The following is an 18,806-nucleotide window of genomic DNA, read 5'->3' as shown; positions in this document are numbered from 1 at the left end:
AAAGTCCCCTTCCTTACTTGTTGGCCAGCTCGGCGGCGCGGTCAGCGGCGCCGTCCATGGTGTCCACGCGCTGGACCAGCGGGTGGTTGGCGTCGTCGAGGATCTTGCGACCCAGCTCCGCGTTGTTGCCGTCCAGACGGACGACCAGCGGCTTGGTGACGTTCTCGCCCTTGCTCTTCAGGAGCTCCAGGGCCTGCACGATGCCGTTGGCGACCGCGTCGCAGGCGGTGATGCCGCCGAAGACGTTGACGAACACCGACTTGACGTCGGGGTCGCCCAGGATGATCTCCAGGCCGTTCGCCATGACCTCGGCGGAGGCGCCGCCGCCGATGTCGAGGAAGTTGGCGGGCTTGACGCCGCCGTGGTTCTCACCGGCGTAGGCGACCACGTCGAGGGTGCTCATCACGAGGCCCGCGCCGTTGCCGATGATGCCGACCTGGCCGTCGAGCTTGACGTAGTTCAGGCCCTTGGCCTTGGCGGCGGCCTCCAGCGGGTTGGCCGCGGCCTTGTCCTCCAGGGCCTCGTGCTCGGGCTGGCGGAACTCGGCGTTCTCGTCCAGCGAGACCTTGCCGTCAAGCGCGATGATCTTGCCCTCGCCGGACTTGATCAGCGGGTTGACCTCGACGAGGAGGGCGTCCTCGGCGATGAAGACCTTCCACAGCTTCTGCAGGACGTCGGCGACCTGGTCGGCGATCTCGGCCGGGAACTTCGCCGCGGCGACGATCTCGGCGGCCTTCTCCGGGGTGCAGCCCTCGTTGGCGTCGACCGGGATCTTGGCGAGCGCGTCGGGGTTCTCCTCGGCGACGACCTCGATCTCCACGCCGCCCTCGACGCTGGCCATCGCCAGGAAGGTGCGGTTGGTGCGGTCCAGCAGGAACGAGACGTAGTACTCGTCCTTGATGTCCGCGGTCTGGGCCAGCATCACCTTGTGGACGGTGTGGCCCTTGATGTCCATGCCGAGGATCGCCTCGGCCTTGGCGACGGCGTCAGCCGGGTCGGAGGCGAGCTTCACGCCACCGGCCTTGCCTCGGCCACCCACCTTCACCTGAGCCTTGACGACGGCGCGGCCGCCGAAGCGCTCCGCGATGGCGGCAGCGTCTGCGGCGGTCTCGATCACATCACCGTCAAGCACGGGCACACCGTGCTTGGCGAAGAGGTCCCTCGCCTGGTACTCGAACAGGTCCACGTGTTTGTCCTTGTTCGTGGTCGCGGATTGTGTCTCTACGAGCGTGCCACGGCAGGATCTTCGCTGCGGGTCGTCGGGGCGGTGCGGGTACGCAGAGGTACGGCCTTGCGGCCCACACAGCCACGGGCGCACACGTCAATCAACACGCGCGTCACGTCCGTCTGGCAGGTTATCCCCGTACGACGGGACTGTTTCGCCCGGGGCCTGCCCGTCCGTGGTGAGAACCGTCACAGACAGCCTACGGGGGCGGTCGGCGCACCCCCCGTCCGCCGGTCGGCCGGTTCGCACGTCCGGGTGAATCCTCACACTCCCTGGTCAGGCACCGGCAGCGGGCGCTTCTCGATCGCCGCGGCCATGATCTCCGGAAAGGCGTCCGGGGTGCAGGCGAAGGCCGGGGCCCCCAGGGCGGCCAGGGCGGCGGCGTGGGCGTGGTCGTAGGCGGGCGCACCTTCGTCGGAGAGCGCCAGCAGGGCGATGAACTGGACGCCGGCCGCCTTCATCGCGGCGACGCGCTTGAGCATGCCGTCCCGGATGCCGCCCTCGTAGAGGTCGCTGATCAGCACGACCACGGTCTCGGACGGCCGGGTGATCCTCGACTGGCAGTAGGCGAGCGCGCGGTTGATGTCGGTGCCGCCGCCGAGCTGGGTGGCGAACAGGACGTCGACCGGGTCGGTGAGCTGTTCGGTGAGGTCGACCACCGAGGTGTCGAAGACAACCAGCCGGGTGTCCAGCGTGCGCATCGAGGCGAGCACCGCGCCGAACACCGCCGAGTGCACCACCGACGGGGCCATCGAGCCGGACTGGTCGATGCAGAGGATGACGTCCTTCTTCACCGCGCGCTGGGCGCGGGCGTAGCCGACCAGCCGCTCGGGCACGACGGTGCCGTGCTCGGGCAGGTAGTTCTTCAGGTTGGCCCGGATGGTGCGGTCCCAGTCGATGTCGCGGTGGCGGGGCCGGTTGACCTTGGCGCTGCGGTCGAGGGCGCCGCCCAGGGTGGCCCTGGTGCGGTCGGCGAGCCGGCGTTCCAGATCGGCGACCACCTTGCCGACCACGGCCCGGGCGGTCTCCCGGGTGGTCTCGGGCAGCGCGTGCTTGAGCGACAGCAGGGTGCCGACCAGGTGCACGTCCGGTTCGACGGCCTCCAGCATCTCGGGCTCCAGCAGCAGCCGCTCCAGACCGAGCCGGGCGATCGCGTCCTGCTGCATCAGCTGGACGACGGTGGACGGGAAGTACTCGCGGATGTCGCCCAGCCAGCGCGCCACCTGCGGGGCCGAGCCGCCCAGCCCGGCGCCGCGCCGGCCGCCGCGGGCCGCCCGGCCGCCCTCCTCGGGCGCGCCGCGGTAGAGCGCGGCCAGGGCGCCGTCCATCGCGGCGTCCCGGCCGCGCAGGGCGCAGCCGGTGCCGTCGGCCTCGCCGCCGAGCACCAGCCGCCAGCGGCGCAGCCGTTCGTCGGTCGTGGTCGCCATCAGGTCCTCCTTCACGGGTGTCAGGTGTTGCGGCCGGCGGCCTGCCGGGGGATCCGGGGGCGGGCGCCGAGCAGCAGGGCCACCACCGGGACGGCGGCGTCGGCCCGGGCCCGGTCGAGGGTGCCGCCCGGGGTCCGGGCCGCCGGGGCCTCGCCGAGCGGGCCGGCCGCGACCCGGCCGCCGATGGTGCTGCGGACGCCCGCCTCCAGCCCGGCGAAGGTGCGGCGCAGCAGCGGCAGGACGTCGGTGAAGACCTCGCCGGGCACGCCGGTCAGCCACTCGTCGAGCAGGGCGAGCAGACGCGGGTCGTGCAGCAGCAGGGCGCCGCCGCCGGTGAGGAAGCCCTCGATCCAGCCGGCCGCGTCCGCCGGGGCGTTGGCGGTGGACAGGACCAGCCGCAGCCGGCCGGCGGCCTCCTCGGAGTCGAGCCGGCCGTCGTCCAGCAGCAGCCGGACGGCGCGCCCGCGCAGCAGGCCGGGGGCTCCGGTGGCCGGGCCGTCGGCTGGCTCGCGGCGGGCCAGCGAACGCAGGGCGGCGGCCCAGCGGTCGGCTAGGCCCTCGGAACCGGCCAGGCCCTCTGAACCGTCCGGGCCCGGGGAGGCTGCCGGGGTGCCCGGGCCCGCTGATTCGTCCGGGGCGTCCGGGCCTTCCGGCTCCGGACGAGCGGCCGGGCCGAGCAGGCCGATCGCGCCGTGCACCTCGTCGAGCCGGCCGCGCATCGCCGCCGCCCCCTCGGCGTCCAACCCGACGCAGGCGGGCGGCAGCCCGACGCAGATCCGGTCGGCCAGGCCGGTGGCGACCTCGCCGAGCGCGCCGTGGTCGGTGCCGCGCACATCGCCGTAGCGCAGCGCCCGGACCAGCGCGGGCAGCGCCCCGGCCAGGTGCGCGACGTCGGTGTCCAGGGCAGCGCAGTCGGCGAGCACCCGCATCACGGCGGGCAGCGCGCCGGCCAGCCCGGCCAGCAGGCAGGTCTCCACCAGCCCGGTCAGCTCGGCGAGTTCGACGGCGGCGCGGGCGGTGCCGACGGCCTTGCCGGTCGCCGCCTCCTCCACCGTGGTGCCCCACTGGGCGGCCTCGGCGATCCGGACCGCGAACTCGGGCTGCCAGCACAGCCGCCAGCTCTCCCGGAACGTCCCGGTCGAGTTGACCGCCGAGCGGGCCGGCACGCCCCAGTCGACGCCCAGCAGCCGCAGCCGGTGCAGCAGCCGCGAGCGGGCCGCGTCGGTGTCCTTGCGCAGGTCGAGGTCGAGGTCCTTCGGCGCGGCCTCGGGCTTGAGCCGCAGCGTGCGCTGCCAGCGGGTGAGGTCCCGCTGGAGCGGCACCGCCGGTGCCGCGTCCGGGACTTCGCCGAGCGCGTCGCCGACCACCAGACGGTCCCGGACGAGCTCCAGGGCGATGTCCGAACCCTCGCAGAGCACCGCGCGGACGGCGTCCAGGGTCTCGGTCAGCCCGGCCAGCGGGCGGCCGCGCAGCACCGCCAGCGTGCGGGCGAGCCGGACCGCCTCGATGACGTGGGCGGAGGAGACCGGGTGGTCCTCGGCGCGCAGCAGTTCGGCGGCCCGGGCGAGCCAGCGCGGCACCGGATCGCCCTCGGTGCTGAACAGGTGGTGGTACCAGCCCGGTGACCGCACGCCCGCGCCGTAGCCGGTGGCCTGGGAGAGCCGGCGGTGCGTCCACGGCACCCAGGTGATGTCCGTCCTCACCTTCCGCGGCAGTCCGGCGAGCAGCGCCCGGTCGTGCGCGACCGTCGGCAGCACCGCCAGCGCGGGCACGTGGAAGGCCCCGCACACCACGGCGATCCGGCGGTGCCCGGCGCGGCGGGCGGCCCGGATCTGCTGGCGCATGTACGCCTCGCGCAGGTCGTCCCGCCGGGACTCGCCGAGGCCCTCCGCGCGCAGCGCCGCCATCGCCTCCGCCACGGCGGCGAACGGCGCCAGTCCGTCCGGGTCGTCCCCGCCGCCGTCCGCACCGGGCGCGGCGGGCGCGCGGTGCTCGACCACGTCCTCCCACCAGCGCTCCGGGTCGTCGTACCCGGCCGCCTCGGCGAGCAGCGCCAGCGGGTCGGCGACCGGCCCGGCGGGCTCCCCCGGCTCCCCCGGCTCCCCGGCCTCCGGGACGGGGCCGAGGCCGTACCCGGCGGGCAGGTCGATGAAGCGGACCGGCAGCTCCCGCTCGACGCCGTAGCGGATCGCCACCCACTCCGGGGAGAACTCGGCGTACGGCCAGAACGCGGCCCTCGCCGGGTCGTCCACCGCGTGGGCCAGCAGCGCGACCGGCGGCACCAGGCCGTTCCCGGCCGCGAGGTGGACGATGCCGTCGGCCTCCGGCGGGCCCTCGATCAGCACCGCGTCCGGCCGCCAGCGCTCCAGCGCGGCGGCCACCGCCCGGGCCGAGCCCGGGCCGTGGTGCCGGATGCCGAGCAGCGCGACGTCCTCGGTCATCGCACCTCCTCGCGGGCGGCCCGGTAGAAGTCCTTCCAACCGTCGCGCTCGCGCACCACCCCTTCGACGTACTCGCGCCACACCGCGTGGTCCGCCACCGGGTCCCGGACGACGGCACCGAGGATGCCGGCCGTCACGTCCCCGGCGCGCAGCACGCCGTCCCCGAAGTGGGTGGCCAGGGCGAGGCCGTTGGCCACCACCGAGATCGCCTCCGCCGTGGAGAGGGTGCCGCTCGGGCTCTTGACCTTCGTCCGCCCGTCCGTCGTGATCCCGGCCCGCAGCTCGCGGAACACGGTGACCACCCGCCTGATCTCCTCGGCGCCGCCGGGCAGTTCGGGCAGTTCCAGGGAGCGGCCGAGCTGGTTCACCCGGCGGGTGACGATGTCGACCTCCTCCTCCAGCGAGCCCGGCAGCGGCAGCACGACGGTGTTGAACCGCCGGCGCAGCGCGCTGGACAGCTCGTTGACGCCGCGGTCGCGGTCGTTCGCGGTGGCGATCACGTTGAAGCCGCGCACCGCCTGCGTCTCGCCGCCCAACTCCGGCACCGGCAGCGTCTTCTCGGACAGGATGGTGATCAGGCTGTCCTGCACGTCGGCCGGGATCCGGGTCAGCTCCTCGATCCGGGCGAGCTTGCCGTCCGCCATCGCCCGCATCAGCGGCGAGGGCACCAGGGCGTCCCGGCTCGGGCCGTCGGTGAGCAGCCGGGCGTAGTTCCAGCCGTACCGGACGGCCTCCTCCGGGGTGCCGGCGGTGCCCTGCACCAGCAGGGTGGAGTCGCCGCTGATCGCGGCGGCCAGGTGCTCGGACACCCAGGTCTTCGCGGTGCCGGGCACGCCGAGCAGCAGCAGCGCGCGGTCCGTCGCCAGGGTCGTGACGGCGACCTCCACCACCCGGCGCGGGCCGATGTACTTGGGGGTGATCGGGGTGCCGTCGGGCAGTTCGCCGCCGAGCAGGTACGTCGCCACGGCCCACGGCGAGAGCTTCCAGCGCTCCGGGCGCGGACGGTCGTCCTGCGCGGCCAGCGCGGCCAGTTCACCGGCGAAGGCGTCCTCGGCATGCTGCCGCAGAACGTCGGTCACGGGGGCTCCTTCGGGTCGGCCGCCGGGCACACGGGTGCCCCGGCGGCAGGGTGATCGGGGGGAGCTGGGGCCGGCGTCCCGGCCTGTGGGAACCACCCTGCACCCCGGCACTGACAAACCCCGGGGCGCTCCCGACGGGCAGTCAGCCGATGTCAGTGGCACCGCCTACCGTCGGTCGCATGGAGGAACGCTGGAGCACCGAACACGTCCTGTCCCTGGCACCTGACGCCGCGTCGCAGAAGGCGGCCGGCAAGCTCTCCTCGCCCGCGTCCTGGTCCGGGGCGGGCACCGACGGCACCGCGCTCTGGGGCGAGTGCAAGGGCAGCGGCAGCACGCCGTACCGCACCGTGATCGAACTCGCCACGCCCGCCTACCAGTGCAGCTGCCCCAGCCGGAAGTTCCCGTGCAAGCACGCGCTCGGGCTCCTCCTGCTGTGGAGCGGCGCCCCGGAGACCGTCCCCGCCGCCGAACCCGCCGCGTGGGCGGCCGACTGGCTCACGTCCCGCGAGGAGCGCGCCGAGAAGCGCGCCGCGCCCCCGGCCGACCCGGTCGCCGCCCGCCGCCGGGCCGAGCGGCGCGGCGCCCGGGTGGCGGCCGGCGCGGCCGAGCTGCGGCTGCGCCTGGCCGACCGGATCCGGCACGGCCTGGCCGACCAGTCCACCGCCGGGCCCTGGGAGGAGGTCGCCGCCCGGATGGTCGACGCCCAGGCCCCCGGCCTGGCCACCCGGGTCCGCGAACTCGACACCGCCCCGCAGGACCGGCTCCTGGAGGAGTACGCGATGCTGCACCTGCTCGCCACCGCCGCCACCCGCGTCGACGAGCTGCCGGCCGAACTGGCCGCCACCGTCCGCACCCGGGTCGGCTACCCCACCGACACCGCCGAGATCCTGGCCGGCCCCACCGTGCGCGACCGCTGGCAGGTGCTCGGCAGCCGCGACTCCGCCGACGAGCGGCTCACCACCCGCCGGGTCTGGCTGCGCGGCGCCAAGACCGGCCGCACCGCCCTGCTGCTCGCCTTCGGCCGCCCCGGCCAGGCCCCCGACCTCGCCCTGCCCACCGGCCACCTGCTGGAGGCCGACCTGGCCTTCCACCCCGGCGCCCGCCCGCTGCGCGCCGCCCTCGGCACCCGCTACGGCGCCCCCGGGCCCGGCCCGGCCGGCCCGCCCGACGGCCTCACCGTCGCCGAGGCGGTGGCCGGCTACGGCACCGCCGTCGCCGACGACCCGTGGCTGGACAGCTGGCCGACCGTCCTCGCCGGCGCCATGCCCGTCCGCACCCCGGACGGCTGGTACCTGACGGACGGCCACCACACCCTGCCCGTCCGCACCTCGGCCCTCCCGGAGGCGGCCCTGTGGCGGCTGGCCGCGGTCTCCACCGGCCGCCCGCTGACGGTCTTCGGCGAGTACGGCCACCAGGGCTTCGCCCCGGTCACGGCCTGGGCCGGCCACGACCGCCCGATCGGCCTCACCACCGTCTAGCGTCCAGCACACCTCAGGAGCATCGAAGATGACGATCACCCAGGACCCGTGGGAGACCCTGCACACCACCGCCCTGCTCGGCACCGACCGCCGCCCGCTCCCGGCCACCACCCTGCCGCTCGCCGACACCGTCGACCAGGCCGACCCGGCCACCGCGCTGCTGGAGCTGGCCGCCCTCGCCACCGTCCGCCGCCGGGCCGGCGCCCTGCCCGTCCCGGCCGCCGGACCGCCCGGCCCGCCCGCCCCCGAGGACGGGCGCCCCGAGCTGCCCGCGACGGCCGCCCGCCGGCTCGCCGTCCTGCTGGCCGGCCGGTCCGGCGGCAGCGGCGGCAGCGGCGGCGCCACCCTGGCCAACCTCGCCGAACTGCTCCCGCAGTGGCTCGCCACCGCCCGCGCCCGGGGCCTGCGCCCGCCCGGCGCACTGATACCCGGCCTGCTCGACGCCGCCCGCGCCCGCAGCGAACTGCGCTCCGACGCCGTCGCGCTGGCCGGACCGCTGGGCCGCTGGCTGGCCGAACAGAACCCCGACTGGCGCTTCGTGCTGCGCACCGCCGCCCCCGATCCGGCCGAGCAGCCCGGCGGGCCCACCGACCACCAGCTGTGGCACGAGGGCCTGTTCGCCGAGCGGGTCACCCACCTCACCCTGCTGCGCCGCCGCGATCCGGCCGCCGGCCTGGAGCTGCTGAGCGGCACCTGGTCCACCGAGCGCGCCGAGGACCGCCTGCTCTTCCTGGACTCCCTCCAGGACGGCCTCTCCGCCGCCGACGAGCCCTTCCTGGAGGCCGCCCTCGGCGACCGCAGCAAGAACGTCCGCGCCACCGCCGCCGAACTGCTCTCCACCCTGCCCGGCTCGGCCCTCGCCCGGCGGATGGCCGAGCGGGCGGGGGCCGCCGTCCGCCTCGCCGCGACCGGGACGCACCTGCTGGTCACCCCGCCCGCCGAGTGCGACGCGGCCATGCAGCGCGACGGCATACCGCTCAAGTCCCCCACCGGGCGCGGCGAACGGGCCTGGTGGTTCGGCGAGGTGATCGCCGCCGCGCCGCTGCGGCTCTGGCCCGAGAGCACCGGCCTGACACCCGAGCAGCTGCTCGCCCTGCGGGTCGGCGACAGCATCGACGAGACCAGCAGCAGCTGGGCCGACGACCTGCGCGAGGCCTGGGCGCGCGCCGCCGTCCGCCAGCACGACGCCGACTGGGCCCGGGCGCTGCTCGGCCCGGCACCCGCACCGCCCGCCCGCGGCGCCGGACGGGCCCGCGCGCCCCGTGTCACCGGCGCCCCCGCCAAGCTGCTGGCCGTCCTCCCACCCGAGGAGCGGGCCGCCCGGACGGCCGCGTTCATCGAGGTGCACGGCCTGGGCGAGGCCTTCCAACTGCTCGGCGCCTGCGGCACGCCGTGGACGCCGCCGCTGTCCACCGCCGTGGTGACGGCCCTGGCCCGCGCCGCCGGCTCCGGCGCGTACCCGTGGAGCCACAGCGGAGTGCTCGGGATGACGGAACGCGCGCTCGCCCCGGAGACGGCGTCCGCCGTGGAGGAGCTGGCCGCCGGGGCCGCGCCCGACTCCGCCTGGTCGGAGACCTTCGCCCGGCTGGCCGGGACGCTGCGCTTCCGGGCCGCGATGCTCGCCGAACTCGACGCCTGACGCCTGACGCCTGACGCCTAGCGAGTGTCCGGCGCCCGCTCCCGAAGCGGCAGAACGACAGGACGACAGGACGACAGGACGGGCCGGCCCCGCCGAAGCCTGGGGCCGGCCCGTCCCGCACCGTCAACCTCAGCCGGCCGCCCGCAGGTTGGCCGCGACCCAGGCCACGACGTCCCGGGTGGACGTGCCCGGGGTGAAGATGTCCGCGACGCCCATCGCCTTGAGCTCGGCGATGTCGTCGTCCGGGATGATCCCGCCGCAGAAGACCTTGATGTCCGCCGCGTCGCGCTCCTTCAACAGCTCCAGCACCCGCGCGCACAGCGTCATGTGGGCACCGGAGAGGATCGACAGCCCGATGCCGTCCGCGTCCTCCTGGATCGCGGTGTCGACGACCTGCTCGGGCGTCTGGTGCAGCCCGGTGTAGATGACCTCCATACCGGCGTCGCGCAGGGCACGCGCAATGACCTTGGCGCCACGGTCGTGACCGTCGAGCCCCGGCTTGGCGACCACCACACGGATCGGCCCCGACACACTCATGACTGCCTCCTGGACCTCGTCGTCCACCATCCGACCGGACCTCGCGGGCCACGGGTGCGGTTAACGGTCGATAACCAACCTGAGGGGAGGTTAGCGCCACCCGGCCCGGTTGGCCGCGCCACCTCCCAAGAGGAGGGCAAAGTCACAGCCCCCGGCCTTGCTACCAGTGGGTATGCCCGTCCACCCGTCCACCGCACAGACCCCCGGCCGACCTCTTGACAACCGGAGGTTTTTCCGGGGCGTCGGCCTTGCGGATACAGTCTCGGCTGTTTTCTCCCCGCTTCCCCGGTACCGCTTCTCCCCACCGCTTCTCCCCACCGCTTCTCCCTGTCGCTTTCCCCGCCGCTCCCCTGCCCGACGACGCGCCCCAGGCCCACCGAGGAGGCAGCCCCCGATGGCTCCCGACGCAGCCGCCCGCCCGACCCGCGCGGAGCTGCGCCTCGCCGCCCGCGAGCAGTCCCGCGCCCAGCGCCGCGGCGCCGCCAAGGCCGCCACCAGAACCGCACTGCTGCGGGTCGCGCTGCCGTCGGTGGCCGCGCTCGGGGTCGCCGCCGCGGCGGCCGTCACCGTGCGGGACGAGGCCGATCAGCACGCCCAGGCGGCCGGACGGACGGCACGGACGGCGGTCGACGCCCCGGGCGCCCAGGACAGCCCGAAGAGCCCGGACAACCCGGCCGACGGCGGCGCCGAAGCCGCCAGGACGGCCGCCCGGCAGGCGGTCGCGGCCGGCGACCCGGCCCAGGCCTCCCGCGGTGACGCCCGCCAGCCGCTGGCCGGCGCCCAGCCCGCCGACGCCCAGGGCACCCCGGACGCGCAGCCGAGCGCCGAGCCCGTCAAGCCCAAGGTGGTCATGCCGGTCGCCCGGCACGGCCTCGGCGAGCTGTTCGGCGAGGCCGGCACCCACTGGGCCAACCGCCACACCGGCATCGACTTCCCGGTGGACGGCGGCTCCGAGGTGATGGCCGTCACCGACGGCACGATCCGCACGCAGTGGAACCCGTCGTACGGCTACATGACGGTGCTGAAGATGTCCGACGGCACCGAGGCCTGGTACTGCCACCTGCGGGCGTACAAGGTCCGCAAGGGGCCGGTGAAGCAGGGCGACGTCATCGCCTTCGTCGGCAGCAGCGGCAACAGCACCGGGCCGCACCTGCACTTCGAGATCCGCCCGGCCGGCAGCGGGCCGGTCGACCCGCTGCCGTGGTTCCTCTCGAACGGGCTCGACCCCCGCTAGGGAAGGCTAGAGCTTCTCCACCGGCGCGTAGCGCAGCAGCAGTTGCTTGCGGCCCTCCGAACCGAAGTCGACCGTGGCCTGCGCCCGGTCGCCGACGCCGGTGACGCCCACCACCGTGCCCAGCCCGAAGGTGTCGTGGGTGACCCGGTCCCCGACCGCGAGCGAGACGGCGTCCCGCTCGACGACCTGGCCGCCGCGCCGCGCCGACTGCCCCCAGCCCGCCTTGGGCTTCGCCGAGGCCGACGAGCCCGAAGAGCCCGACGAGGAGCGCGAACCGCCGCCCCCCGACGAGGACTTGCCCCAGGACGACCCCGAGGAGAAGCCGCGCGCGGCCGGCGCCTGCGCCGCCCCCGTCCGCTTCCACTCCACCAGGTTCTCCGGGATCTCCTCCAGGAACCGCGAGGCCGGGTTGTACGCGGGCTGCCCCCAGGCGCTGCGCAGCACCGAGCGGGTCAGGTATAGCCGCTGCCGCGCCCGGGTGAGCCCCACGTAGGCGAGCCGCCGCTCCTCCTCCAGCTCCTTGACCTGGTTGAGCGCCCGCATGTGCGGGAAGATCCCGTCCTCCATGCCGGTCAGGAAGACCACCGGGAACTCCAGGCCCTTGGCGGTGTGCAGGGTCATCATCGTGATGACGCCCCGGCCCTCCTCGTCGTCCGGGATCTGGTCGGAGTCGGCGACGAGCGCGACCCGCTCCAGGAAGTCGGGGAGCGAGCCGACCGGCGGGGTGCCCTCCTCGTCGGCGTCGGGCCGTTCGCCCGGGTCCTGCTCGTACTCCAGGGCGACGGAGGCGAGTTCCTGGAGGTTCTCCACCCGGGTCTCGTCCTGCGGGTCGGTGGAGGCCTGGAGTTCGGCCAGGTAGCCGGTCTCCTCCAGGACGGCCTCCAGCACCGCGGCCGGGCCCGCGCCCGACTCGACGACCTGCCGCAGCCCGGCCATCAGGACGTTGAACTTCTTCACCGCGTTGGCCGAGCGCGCGGCCATCCCGTACGCCTCGTCGACGCGCAGCAGCGCCTGGGCGAAGGAGATCCGCTCCCGCGCGGCCAGCGCGTCGACCATCGCCTCGGCCCGCTCGCCGATGCCGCGCTTGGGCACGTTGAGGATCCGGCGCAGCGGCACGGTGTCCTCCGGGTTGGAGAGCACCCGCAGGTACGCCAGGACGTCCCGGACCTCCTTGCGCTCGTAGAAGCGCACCCCGCCGACCACCTTGTACGGCAGGCCGACCCGGATGAACACCTCCTCGAACACGCGGGACTGGGCGTTCGTCCGGTAGAAGATCGCGACGTCGCCGGGCTTGGCGTCGCCCGCGTCGGTGAGCCGGTCGATCTCGTCGGCGATGAACTGGGCCTCGCCGTGCTCGTCGTCCGCGACGTAGCCGACGACCTTCTCGCCGTGCTCGCCGGCCGTCCAGAGCTTCTTCTCGCGCCGGTTGGCGTTGCGCTCGATGACGGCGTTGGCGGCGCTCAGGATGGTCTGCGTGGAACGGTAGTTCTGCTCCAGCAGGATCGTGGTCGCGTTCGGGTAGTCCTCCTCGAACTGGAGGATGTTGCGGATCGTCGCGCCGCGGAAGGCGTAGATCGACTGGTCCGCGTCACCGACGACGCACAGCTCGGCCGGCGGCACCTCGGACAGGCGCCCGGCGGCCGGGTTCACGAACTCCCCGTCCACGGTGCGCTTCGGCGCGGCCGCGACGGATCCGCCGCTCAGCTCGCGGACGAGCATGTACTGGGCGTGGTTGGTGTCCTGGTACTCGTCGACCAGGATGTGCCGGAACCGGCGCCGGTAGTGCTCCGCGACGTCGGGGAAGGCCTGGAGCAGGTTCACCGTCGTCATGATGATGTCGTCGAAGTCCAGCGCGTTGGCCTCGCGCAGGCGCCGCTGGTAGAGCGTGTACGCCTCGGCGAGCTTCTTCTCCATCGGGTTGGCGGCCTGGTCGGCGAAGGTCTCCTCGTCGATCAGCTCGTTCTTCAGGTTGCTGATCTTCGCGGTGAAGGACTTCGGCGGGAACTGCTTCGGGTCCAGGTCGAGGTCGCGGCAGACCAGCGACATCAGCCGCTGCGAGTCGGCCGAGTCGTAGATCGAGAAGCTGGAGGTGAAGCCCAGCACCTTGGACTCGCGGCGCAGGATCCGCACGCACGCGCTGTGGAAAGTGGACACCCACATCGCCCGGGCCCGCGGGCCGACCAGCGCCTCGACGCGCTCGCGCATCTCGCCGGCGGCCTTGTTGGTGAAGGTGATCGCCAGGATCTCGCCCGGCTGCACGCCGCGGGCGCCCAGCAGGTGGGCGATCCGGTGGGTCAGCACCCGGGTCTTGCCGGAACCGGCGCCGGCCACGATGAGCAGCGGCGAGCCCGCGTGCAGCACCGCCTCGCGCTGCGGGTCGTTCATGCCCTCCAGCAGCTGCACCGGATCCACCACCGTACGGGCGGCGCCGTTGCGGTACCAGGCGTCCCGCGCGGTCTCGGCGGCGTGGTCGGTCTGGAACAGCCCCTCCGGGATGGCCTCCTCGTAGGCCTCGTACGGGGCGTCGTCCTCGTACGGCGGGGGCTCCTCGTCGAGGGGCACGGCGGGCTGCTTCGACCCGGCGGCGGGTGCCTCGAAACCGGGGAGCGGGAGGTCGTCAAAGAGGCTACTCATGGCACTCCGAGTCTATGGCCACCCACCGACAAGCCCGCCCGGCCCGGAGGAACCGGACCGGGCGGGCTCGCGACCGGGGCTCAGCGGCACGTGGGCTCAGCGAGGCACCGGCTCAGCGGCGCACCGGCTCGGCCGCCCAGGCCGGGGCTCAGACCAGACGGCGGGCGGTGGCCCAGCGGGTCAGTTCGTGCCGGTTGCTCAGCTGGAGCTTGCGCAGGACGGCGGAGACGTGGCTCTCGACCGTCTTCACCGAGATGAAGAGCTGCTTGGCGATCTCCTTGTACGCGTAGCCGCGCGCGATCAGGCGGAGCACCTCGCGCTCGCGCTGGGTGAGGCGGTCCAGGTCCTCGTCGACCGGCGGGGTGTCGGTGGCGGCGAAGGCGTCCAGGACGAAGCCGGCCAGCCGGGGCGAGAACACCGCGTCGCCGTCGGCGATCCGGAAGATCGCGTTGACCAGGTCGGTGCCGGTGATGGTCTTGGTGACGTAGCCGCGCGCGCCGCCGCGGATGACGCCGATCACGTCGTCGGCGGCGTCCGACACCGACAGGGCGAGGAACTTGACCCCGCCCTGCTCGCCCATCACCCCGGCCGAGCGGCGCAGCACCTCGACACCGCCGCCGCCGGGCAGGTGGACGTCCAGCAGCACCACGTCCGGCCGGGTCTCGGCGACGACCCGGACCGCCGACTCGACGTCGTCGGCCTCGCCGACCACGTCGATGCCGGTCGCCTCGGTGCGGCCGATCTCGGCCCGAACCCCGGTGCGGAACATCCGGTGGTCGTCCACCAGGACGACTCTCGCGGTGCGCTCCGGCGCTGCCTCAGTCATTCGTTCTCTCCATCTCCAGCTCGACCTCGGTCCCGCCGTCCGGCGCGGGCCGCACCCGTGCGGTGCCGCCGTTGCGCTTCATGCGGCCGATGATCGACTCCCGTACGCCCATCCGGTCCTCGGGCACCGTGTCGGGGTCGAAGCCGGGACCGTGGTCGCGGACGAACACCGACACCGTCTTCCCCTCCACCTCGGCGTAGACCTGGACCGGTCCCCCGCCACCGTACTTGGCCGCGTTGACGGTCGCCTCCCTCGCGGCCTGCATCTGGGCCGCGATCCGCTCGTCCATCGGGCAGTCGCCGACGATCACCACCTCGACCGGGACGCCGTGCCGGTCCTCGACCTCGGCGACGACGGCGCGCAGGCTCTCCGCCATGGTGTCGGGCGCGGCCTCGGCGGCGGCCTCCGGGCGGTACAGCCACAGCCGCAGCTCGCGCTCCTGGGCACGGGCCAGCCGCAGCACCTCCTTGGGGTCCTCGGCCCGGCGCTGGATCAGGGTCAGGGTGTGCAGCACCGAGTCGTGGACGTGCGCGGCGATCTCGGCGCGCTCCTGGGCGCGGATGCGCGCGGTGCGCTCGGCACCGAGGTCCTGCCACAGGCGCAGCCCGTACGGGCCGAGCAGCACCAGCACCCCCGCGAGTACCGCGAGCGAGGCCTCGACCACCGAGCCGAGCGTCGAGCCGCTGCCCTGCATGGCGAGGAAGGCGATGGTGCCGGCCACCACGAGCAGCACGCCGGCACCGACCCGGGTGTAGGCGCCGCGCCGCTTGTCGCCCTCCTCCAGGCCGAACCAGCGCTGCCAGCGCGAGTCGTCGGCCTGCCGCCAGACCAGCGCGACGCCGACGCCGATCGCCAGCAGCGGCCAGGTGTACGGCTTGGCGGTCTGCAGGCCGAGCGCGTTGAGCAGGGCGGTGATGCCGATCACCATCATCACCAGGGCCGCGAGCTGGCCGAGGCCGCCCTGCCCGGTCTTGCCGCCCGCGCCGTCCTCCCCCTCCGCGGGGGCCGCGGCCGGCTCGCCCTGGAGGGCGTGCTGGAGCAGTTCGCGCAGCCGGCCGAGCCAGCCGCCGCGGCCCTTGCTCAGCGCGCCGCCCGGCTGCTGCCCCGAACCGGTCGGGACGAAGGCGCCGTTGACGTACACCCAGTGGGCGGCGCCGCGCTGCGCGGGCTCGCCGATGCCGATCGGCACCACGAACCAGAACGCCGCGTACAGCAGGGTGCCGATCCCCTGCGCGAAGAACAGCAGCACGAACGCGAGCCGCACCCACCGCACCGGGAGCCCGAGGTGCACCGCGAGCCCCTGCGCGACGCCGCCGAGCATCCGCCGCTGCGGGCTGCGGTAGAGCCGGCGGTACGGCGGCCGTCCGCCGTCGGGCGCGGTCGGGTCGGTGCCGCCCGCCGGCACGGCGTCGGGGGCGAGGGATCGGGGGTCGGAACCGGGTGCTGCCACGCCACCGATGGTTCCACGCCCGCGCACACGGACGCATCAGGGTGTGCCCCTGACCCCTTCTCAGGGACAAGTCAGGGTCCGGGCAGGGCTCGCACCGGTTGGGCCGGACCGGGGCAGCCGGGAGGATGGTGCCCATGACCGACGACCACCGCATCCAGGAGACCGGGCCCGCCGCCCCGCCGGAACCGGACCGCCCCCCGCTGACCAGGACCGAGCACCACCGCGTGGTGGCCGGCGTCTGCGGCGGCCTCGGGCGGCACCTGGACATCGACCCGGTGGTCTTCCGGGTGGTCACCGTGGTGCTCTGCCTCTCCGGCGGCCTCGGGCTGTTCCTGTACGGCCTGGCCTGGCTGATCGTCCCCACCGAGCCGGTGCCGGACGGCCGGGGCGGCACCCGGCACGGGCGCACCGAACTCCAGCGGGTGCTCACCGGCCGGGTGGACGGCCAGTCGGTCGGCGCGGTGCTGCTGGCCGTGATCGGTACCGGGGTGTTCTTCTCCTCGATGGGCCAGGACGACCAGCTGTTCCCGCTGCTGCTGCTCGCCGGCCTGGTCTTCCTGGCGGTGCGCTACGACCCGGACCGCCGCCGCGGCCGGGTGCGCCGGCGCCGCCGCGGCGGCCCGTACGACCGCCACTACCCCGACGGGGACCAGTACGGCCCGTACCCGTGGTCCGGGCCGGAGGACGACGAGGCCGCCCGCGCCCGGCACGCGGCCGAGCGCGCCGCCGGAACGGTGCCCGCCGACTCCCCGGCCCCCGGCCCGACCGGCTACCTGTGGGACCCGCGCCACCCCGAGCGCAACCCGTACGGCGCCGGCCCCACCCCGCCGTTCGGCACCCCGGTGCCGCCGGCGGGCGGCCCGGCCCAGCCCTGGTGGCAGCGCGTCGACCTGCCCGCGGGCGACCCTCTGCGCAAGGACGGCCCGCCCGGCCGGCCCCGGCCCGCCGCCGTCCGGCAACGCCGGGAGCGGTCCGCACTCGGCTTCTTCGGCCTGCTGCTGGCGATCGGCGCGGGTGCCGCGGTCTGGTCCGCCTCGGCCGGCCACACCGACGTCACCGTGCTGAGCGCGACCGTGCTGGCCACCGCGCTGCTGGTGATCGGCCTGACGCTGCTGCTCGGCGCGAAGTTCGGCCGGGCCCGCAAGCTCGCGGTGACGGGCCTGCTGCTCACCCTGGCGCTGGTCTTCGTCGGCCACTCCCCGGACTCCATGCGCAACGCCGTCGGCCGGCGCGACTTCACCGTCGTCGCCTCGGCCGAACTCCAGCCCCGGTACTCCCTGGGGGCCGGCCGGCTCCAGCTGGACCTGAGCGGGCTCGACCCGGCCGGGGCCACCCTCACCAGCAAGGTCGAACTCGGCGCCGGCGAGCTGACCGTCGTCCTGCCGCCGGACGTGACGGTGAACCTGGTGGCCCGGGTGGGCCTCGGCGACGTCTCCACCCCCGGTGAGCGCAACAACGGCACCGGCCGCCACACCTACCTGCTGCCACCCGGCAGCGGCCATCCGTCCAAGGGCACATTCGACCTCGAACTCGCGGTCGGGATCGGCAACATCAAGGTGGTCCAGCAGTGAGGAAGCACCGGCTCGACCTGTTCTCGCTGATCGCGGGGGCGCTGTTCAGCACGATCGCGGTGGTCTACCTGGTCGCGGCGCTCAACGACCAGGCGGTGAACGGCCGGATCGTCATCCCGGTCACCTTCATCGTGCTCGGCCTCGGCGGCCTGGCCGGCGCGGTCGCGGCGGTCGCCCGGCGCGGTCGCACCGACCGCCGGGACTGAACCCGCCCGATCAGGCTCAGCCCTGCAGCGGCCCGAGGTTCAGCTTGTCGCCGTCCTGGGTGACGGTGTACTTCGGCAGCGGCTTGACCGCCGGCCCGTTGACCACCGCGCCGGTCGCGGCGTCGAACCGGGAACCGTGGCAGGGGCAGTACAGCTGGCCGTTCTTCGGGGCGTCGACCGCGCAGCCGGAGTGGGTGCACACCGCGGACAGGCCGCAGTACTGGCCCGCCTTGGGCTGCACGATGTAGACGGCGTCCCCGGTGGCCGGGTCCTTGACCTGGGCCGAGCCGCCGACCGGCACGCTCGCGGCGGCCACCGAGGGGGCCGGTCCGGACTGCGCCGGGGTGGTGGCCGGGGCCGCGGACTGCTTGGGCGCGGAGTGCTTGGCCCGGCCGAAGGTCCGGGTGAGCGAGCCGGTGAGCAGCCCGGCGCCGCCGATCGCGACGGCGGCGATCCCGCCGTCCACCAGCGCCCGGCGCCTGACGCGGTCCTCGCCCAGCCCGCGCACCCGCTCCCGGCCGGCCCGCCGGGCGAGGTAGCCGTCCACCGACAGGTCCGGGGTGCCGGCCAGCAGCAGCGGCGTCCAGGCCATCAGGTAGCCGAGGTCGTTGCCCAGGTAGTAGGGCGAGACGCTCCAGCTGATGGACAGCCAGAGGCTGAGGTTGATCAGCGCGCCGCCGAGCGCCGCGACCCGGCCCCAGAGGCCGAGCAGGGTGCCGAGGCCGACCGCCAGCTCACCGAAGGCGACGGCGAGCGCGAACAGGGTGGGCGCGTCCAGGGCGGCGCCGAGCAGGAAGGAGATCGGGCTGCCGCCCCTGGCCGCCTGGGTCTGCGAGACGAACGACGCCGGGTCGGCCGCCCCGGCCAGGTAGTGCGCGTCGGACAGTTTATCGAGGGCGGCGTACACGAAGGTGACGCCGAGGAAGAGCCGCAGCGGCAGCAGCGCGTACCGGGACGCGGACGCCCGCCACTGCGCCGCCCGGTCGGCCGGCCCGGCCGCTCCCCCGTCGCCCGCTTCCCCGTCACCCGCCACGGAGTTGCCAGCCTCCGACATCGCTC

General features: G+C 74.8%; 14 protein-coding genes. 5 read left to right on the top strand and 9 right to left on the bottom strand.

All coding sequences use genetic code 11. From position 1 onward, the window contains the following. Nucleotides 1-13: 13 nt before the first annotated feature. The 4 genes from sucC to AC07BF_RS15435 form a co-directional block, all read right to left on the bottom strand. Nucleotides 14-1,186: an ADP-forming succinate--CoA ligase subunit beta gene (gene sucC, locus AC07BF_RS15450; RefSeq protein WP_363625906.1), complete on the bottom strand. Its 1,173-nt coding sequence runs from the start codon at nucleotides 1,184-1,186 to the stop codon at nucleotides 14-16. 302 nt (nucleotides 1,187-1,488) lie between these two features. Beyond that, nucleotides 1,489-2,652: a VWA domain-containing protein gene (locus AC07BF_RS15445; protein WP_363625908.1), complete on the bottom strand. Its 1,164-nt coding sequence runs from the start codon at nucleotides 2,650-2,652 to the stop codon at nucleotides 1,489-1,491. 20 nt (nucleotides 2,653-2,672) lie between these two features. Continuing rightward, nucleotides 2,673-5,093 (bottom strand): DUF5682 family protein, encoded by a 2,421-nt coding sequence (locus AC07BF_RS15440; protein ID WP_478333455.1) that lies wholly within the window; start codon nucleotides 5,091-5,093, stop codon nucleotides 2,673-2,675. Further along, entirely contained in the window at nucleotides 5,090-6,202 is a 1,113-nt protein-coding gene (locus AC07BF_RS15435) for an ATP-binding protein (RefSeq protein WP_063349017.1), read from the bottom strand. The genes AC07BF_RS15440 and AC07BF_RS15435 overlap by 4 nt, the downstream gene beginning before the upstream one ends. A 149-nt stretch (nucleotides 6,203-6,351) precedes the next feature. On the opposite strand from AC07BF_RS15435, the gene AC07BF_RS15430 reads away from it, so the two are divergent. Further along, nucleotides 6,352-7,650: an SWIM zinc finger family protein gene (locus AC07BF_RS15430; RefSeq protein WP_478333454.1), complete on the top strand. Its 1,299-nt coding sequence runs from the start codon at nucleotides 6,352-6,354 to the stop codon at nucleotides 7,648-7,650. 28 nt (nucleotides 7,651-7,678) lie between these two features. Further along, nucleotides 7,679-9,289 (top strand): DUF5691 domain-containing protein, encoded by a 1,611-nt coding sequence (locus tag AC07BF_RS15425; RefSeq protein WP_478333453.1) that lies wholly within the window; start codon nucleotides 7,679-7,681, stop codon nucleotides 9,287-9,289. A gap of 129 nt (nucleotides 9,290-9,418) precedes the next feature. Here AC07BF_RS15425 and AC07BF_RS15420 read toward each other — a convergent pair whose 3' ends face one another. Continuing rightward, complete coding sequence (locus tag AC07BF_RS15420) at nucleotides 9,419-9,826, bottom strand: coenzyme B12-dependent isobutyryl CoA mutase small subunit (RefSeq protein ID WP_063351339.1); 408 nt, start codon at nucleotides 9,824-9,826, stop codon at nucleotides 9,419-9,421. Between the two features lie 394 nt (nucleotides 9,827-10,220). Between AC07BF_RS15420 and AC07BF_RS15415 the strand changes: the two genes are divergently transcribed. Continuing rightward, a complete protein-coding gene (locus AC07BF_RS15415; protein ID WP_478333452.1) occupies nucleotides 10,221-11,060 on the top strand; it encodes a M23 family metallopeptidase in 840 nt (279 codons plus the stop codon). Between the two features lie 6 nt (nucleotides 11,061-11,066). Here AC07BF_RS15415 and pcrA read toward each other — a convergent pair whose 3' ends face one another. The 3 genes from pcrA to AC07BF_RS15400 form a co-directional block, all read right to left on the bottom strand. Further along, complete coding sequence (pcrA, locus tag AC07BF_RS15410; RefSeq protein ID WP_400809133.1) at nucleotides 11,067-13,694, bottom strand: DNA helicase PcrA; 2,628 nt, start codon at nucleotides 13,692-13,694, stop codon at nucleotides 11,067-11,069. Between the two features lie 148 nt (nucleotides 13,695-13,842). Beyond that, nucleotides 13,843-14,520: a response regulator transcription factor gene (locus tag AC07BF_RS15405; protein ID WP_350877187.1), complete on the bottom strand. Its 678-nt coding sequence runs from the start codon at nucleotides 14,518-14,520 to the stop codon at nucleotides 13,843-13,845. Next, on the bottom strand, nucleotides 14,513-15,970 hold the full coding sequence (locus tag AC07BF_RS15400) for a PspC domain-containing protein (RefSeq protein ID WP_400809129.1): 1,458 nt from the start codon (nucleotides 15,968-15,970) through the stop codon (nucleotides 14,513-14,515). The genes AC07BF_RS15405 and AC07BF_RS15400 overlap by 8 nt, the downstream gene beginning before the upstream one ends. Nucleotides 15,971-16,104: 134 nt before the next feature. On the opposite strand from AC07BF_RS15400, the gene AC07BF_RS15395 reads away from it, so the two are divergent. Next, entirely contained in the window at nucleotides 16,105-17,541 is a 1,437-nt protein-coding gene (locus tag AC07BF_RS15395; RefSeq protein WP_363580172.1) for a PspC domain-containing protein, read from the top strand. Further along, nucleotides 17,538-17,747 carry a hypothetical protein gene (locus AC07BF_RS15390; protein ID WP_363580170.1) on the top strand — a complete coding sequence of 70 codons (210 nt, stop codon included), beginning with the start codon at nucleotides 17,538-17,540 and terminating at the stop codon, nucleotides 17,745-17,747. Before AC07BF_RS15395 ends, AC07BF_RS15390 begins: the two co-directional genes overlap by 4 nt. 16 nt (nucleotides 17,748-17,763) lie before the next feature. Here AC07BF_RS15390 and AC07BF_RS15385 read toward each other — a convergent pair whose 3' ends face one another. Next, entirely contained in the window at nucleotides 17,764-18,801 is a 1,038-nt protein-coding gene (locus tag AC07BF_RS15385; RefSeq protein WP_478316796.1) for a Rieske 2Fe-2S domain-containing protein, read from the bottom strand. Between the last annotated feature and the right edge of the window lie 5 nt (nucleotides 18,802-18,806).

The sequence above is a fragment of the Kitasatospora sp. NPDC043950 genome (genome assembly GCF_056435345.1).
The sequence above is the reverse complement of the archived record's forward strand: the minus strand, read 5'-3'. Positions and strand labels throughout refer to the sequence as shown.

Excerpts from the sequence above, each read along its gene's own strand:
- AC07BF_RS15445 (WP_363625908.1), bottom strand. The coding sequence starts at position 2,652 with ATGGCGACCACGACCGACGAACGGCTGCGCCGCTGGCGGCTGGTGCTC.
- AC07BF_RS15440 (WP_478333455.1), bottom strand. The coding sequence starts at position 5,093 with ATGACCGAGGACGTCGCGCTGCTCGGCATCCGGCACCACGGCCCGGGC.
- AC07BF_RS15430 (WP_478333454.1), top strand. The coding sequence starts at position 6,352 with ATGGAGGAACGCTGGAGCACCGAACACGTCCTGTCCCTGGCACCTGAC.
- AC07BF_RS15425 (WP_478333453.1), top strand. The coding sequence starts at position 7,679 with ATGACGATCACCCAGGACCCGTGGGAGACCCTGCACACCACCGCCCTG.
- AC07BF_RS15420 (WP_063351339.1), bottom strand. The coding sequence starts at position 9,826 with ATGAGTGTGTCGGGGCCGATCCGTGTGGTGGTCGCCAAGCCGGGGCTC.
- AC07BF_RS15415 (WP_478333452.1), top strand. The coding sequence starts at position 10,221 with ATGGCTCCCGACGCAGCCGCCCGCCCGACCCGCGCGGAGCTGCGCCTC.
- pcrA (WP_400809133.1), bottom strand. The coding sequence starts at position 13,694 with ATGAGTAGCCTCTTTGACGACCTCCCGCTCCCCGGTTTCGAGGCACCC.
- AC07BF_RS15405 (WP_350877187.1), bottom strand. The coding sequence starts at position 14,520 with ATGACTGAGGCAGCGCCGGAGCGCACCGCGAGAGTCGTCCTGGTGGAC.
- AC07BF_RS15395 (WP_363580172.1), top strand. The coding sequence starts at position 16,105 with ATGACCGACGACCACCGCATCCAGGAGACCGGGCCCGCCGCCCCGCCG.
- AC07BF_RS15385 (WP_478316796.1), bottom strand. The coding sequence starts at position 18,801 with ATGTCGGAGGCTGGCAACTCCGTGGCGGGTGACGGGGAAGCGGGCGAC.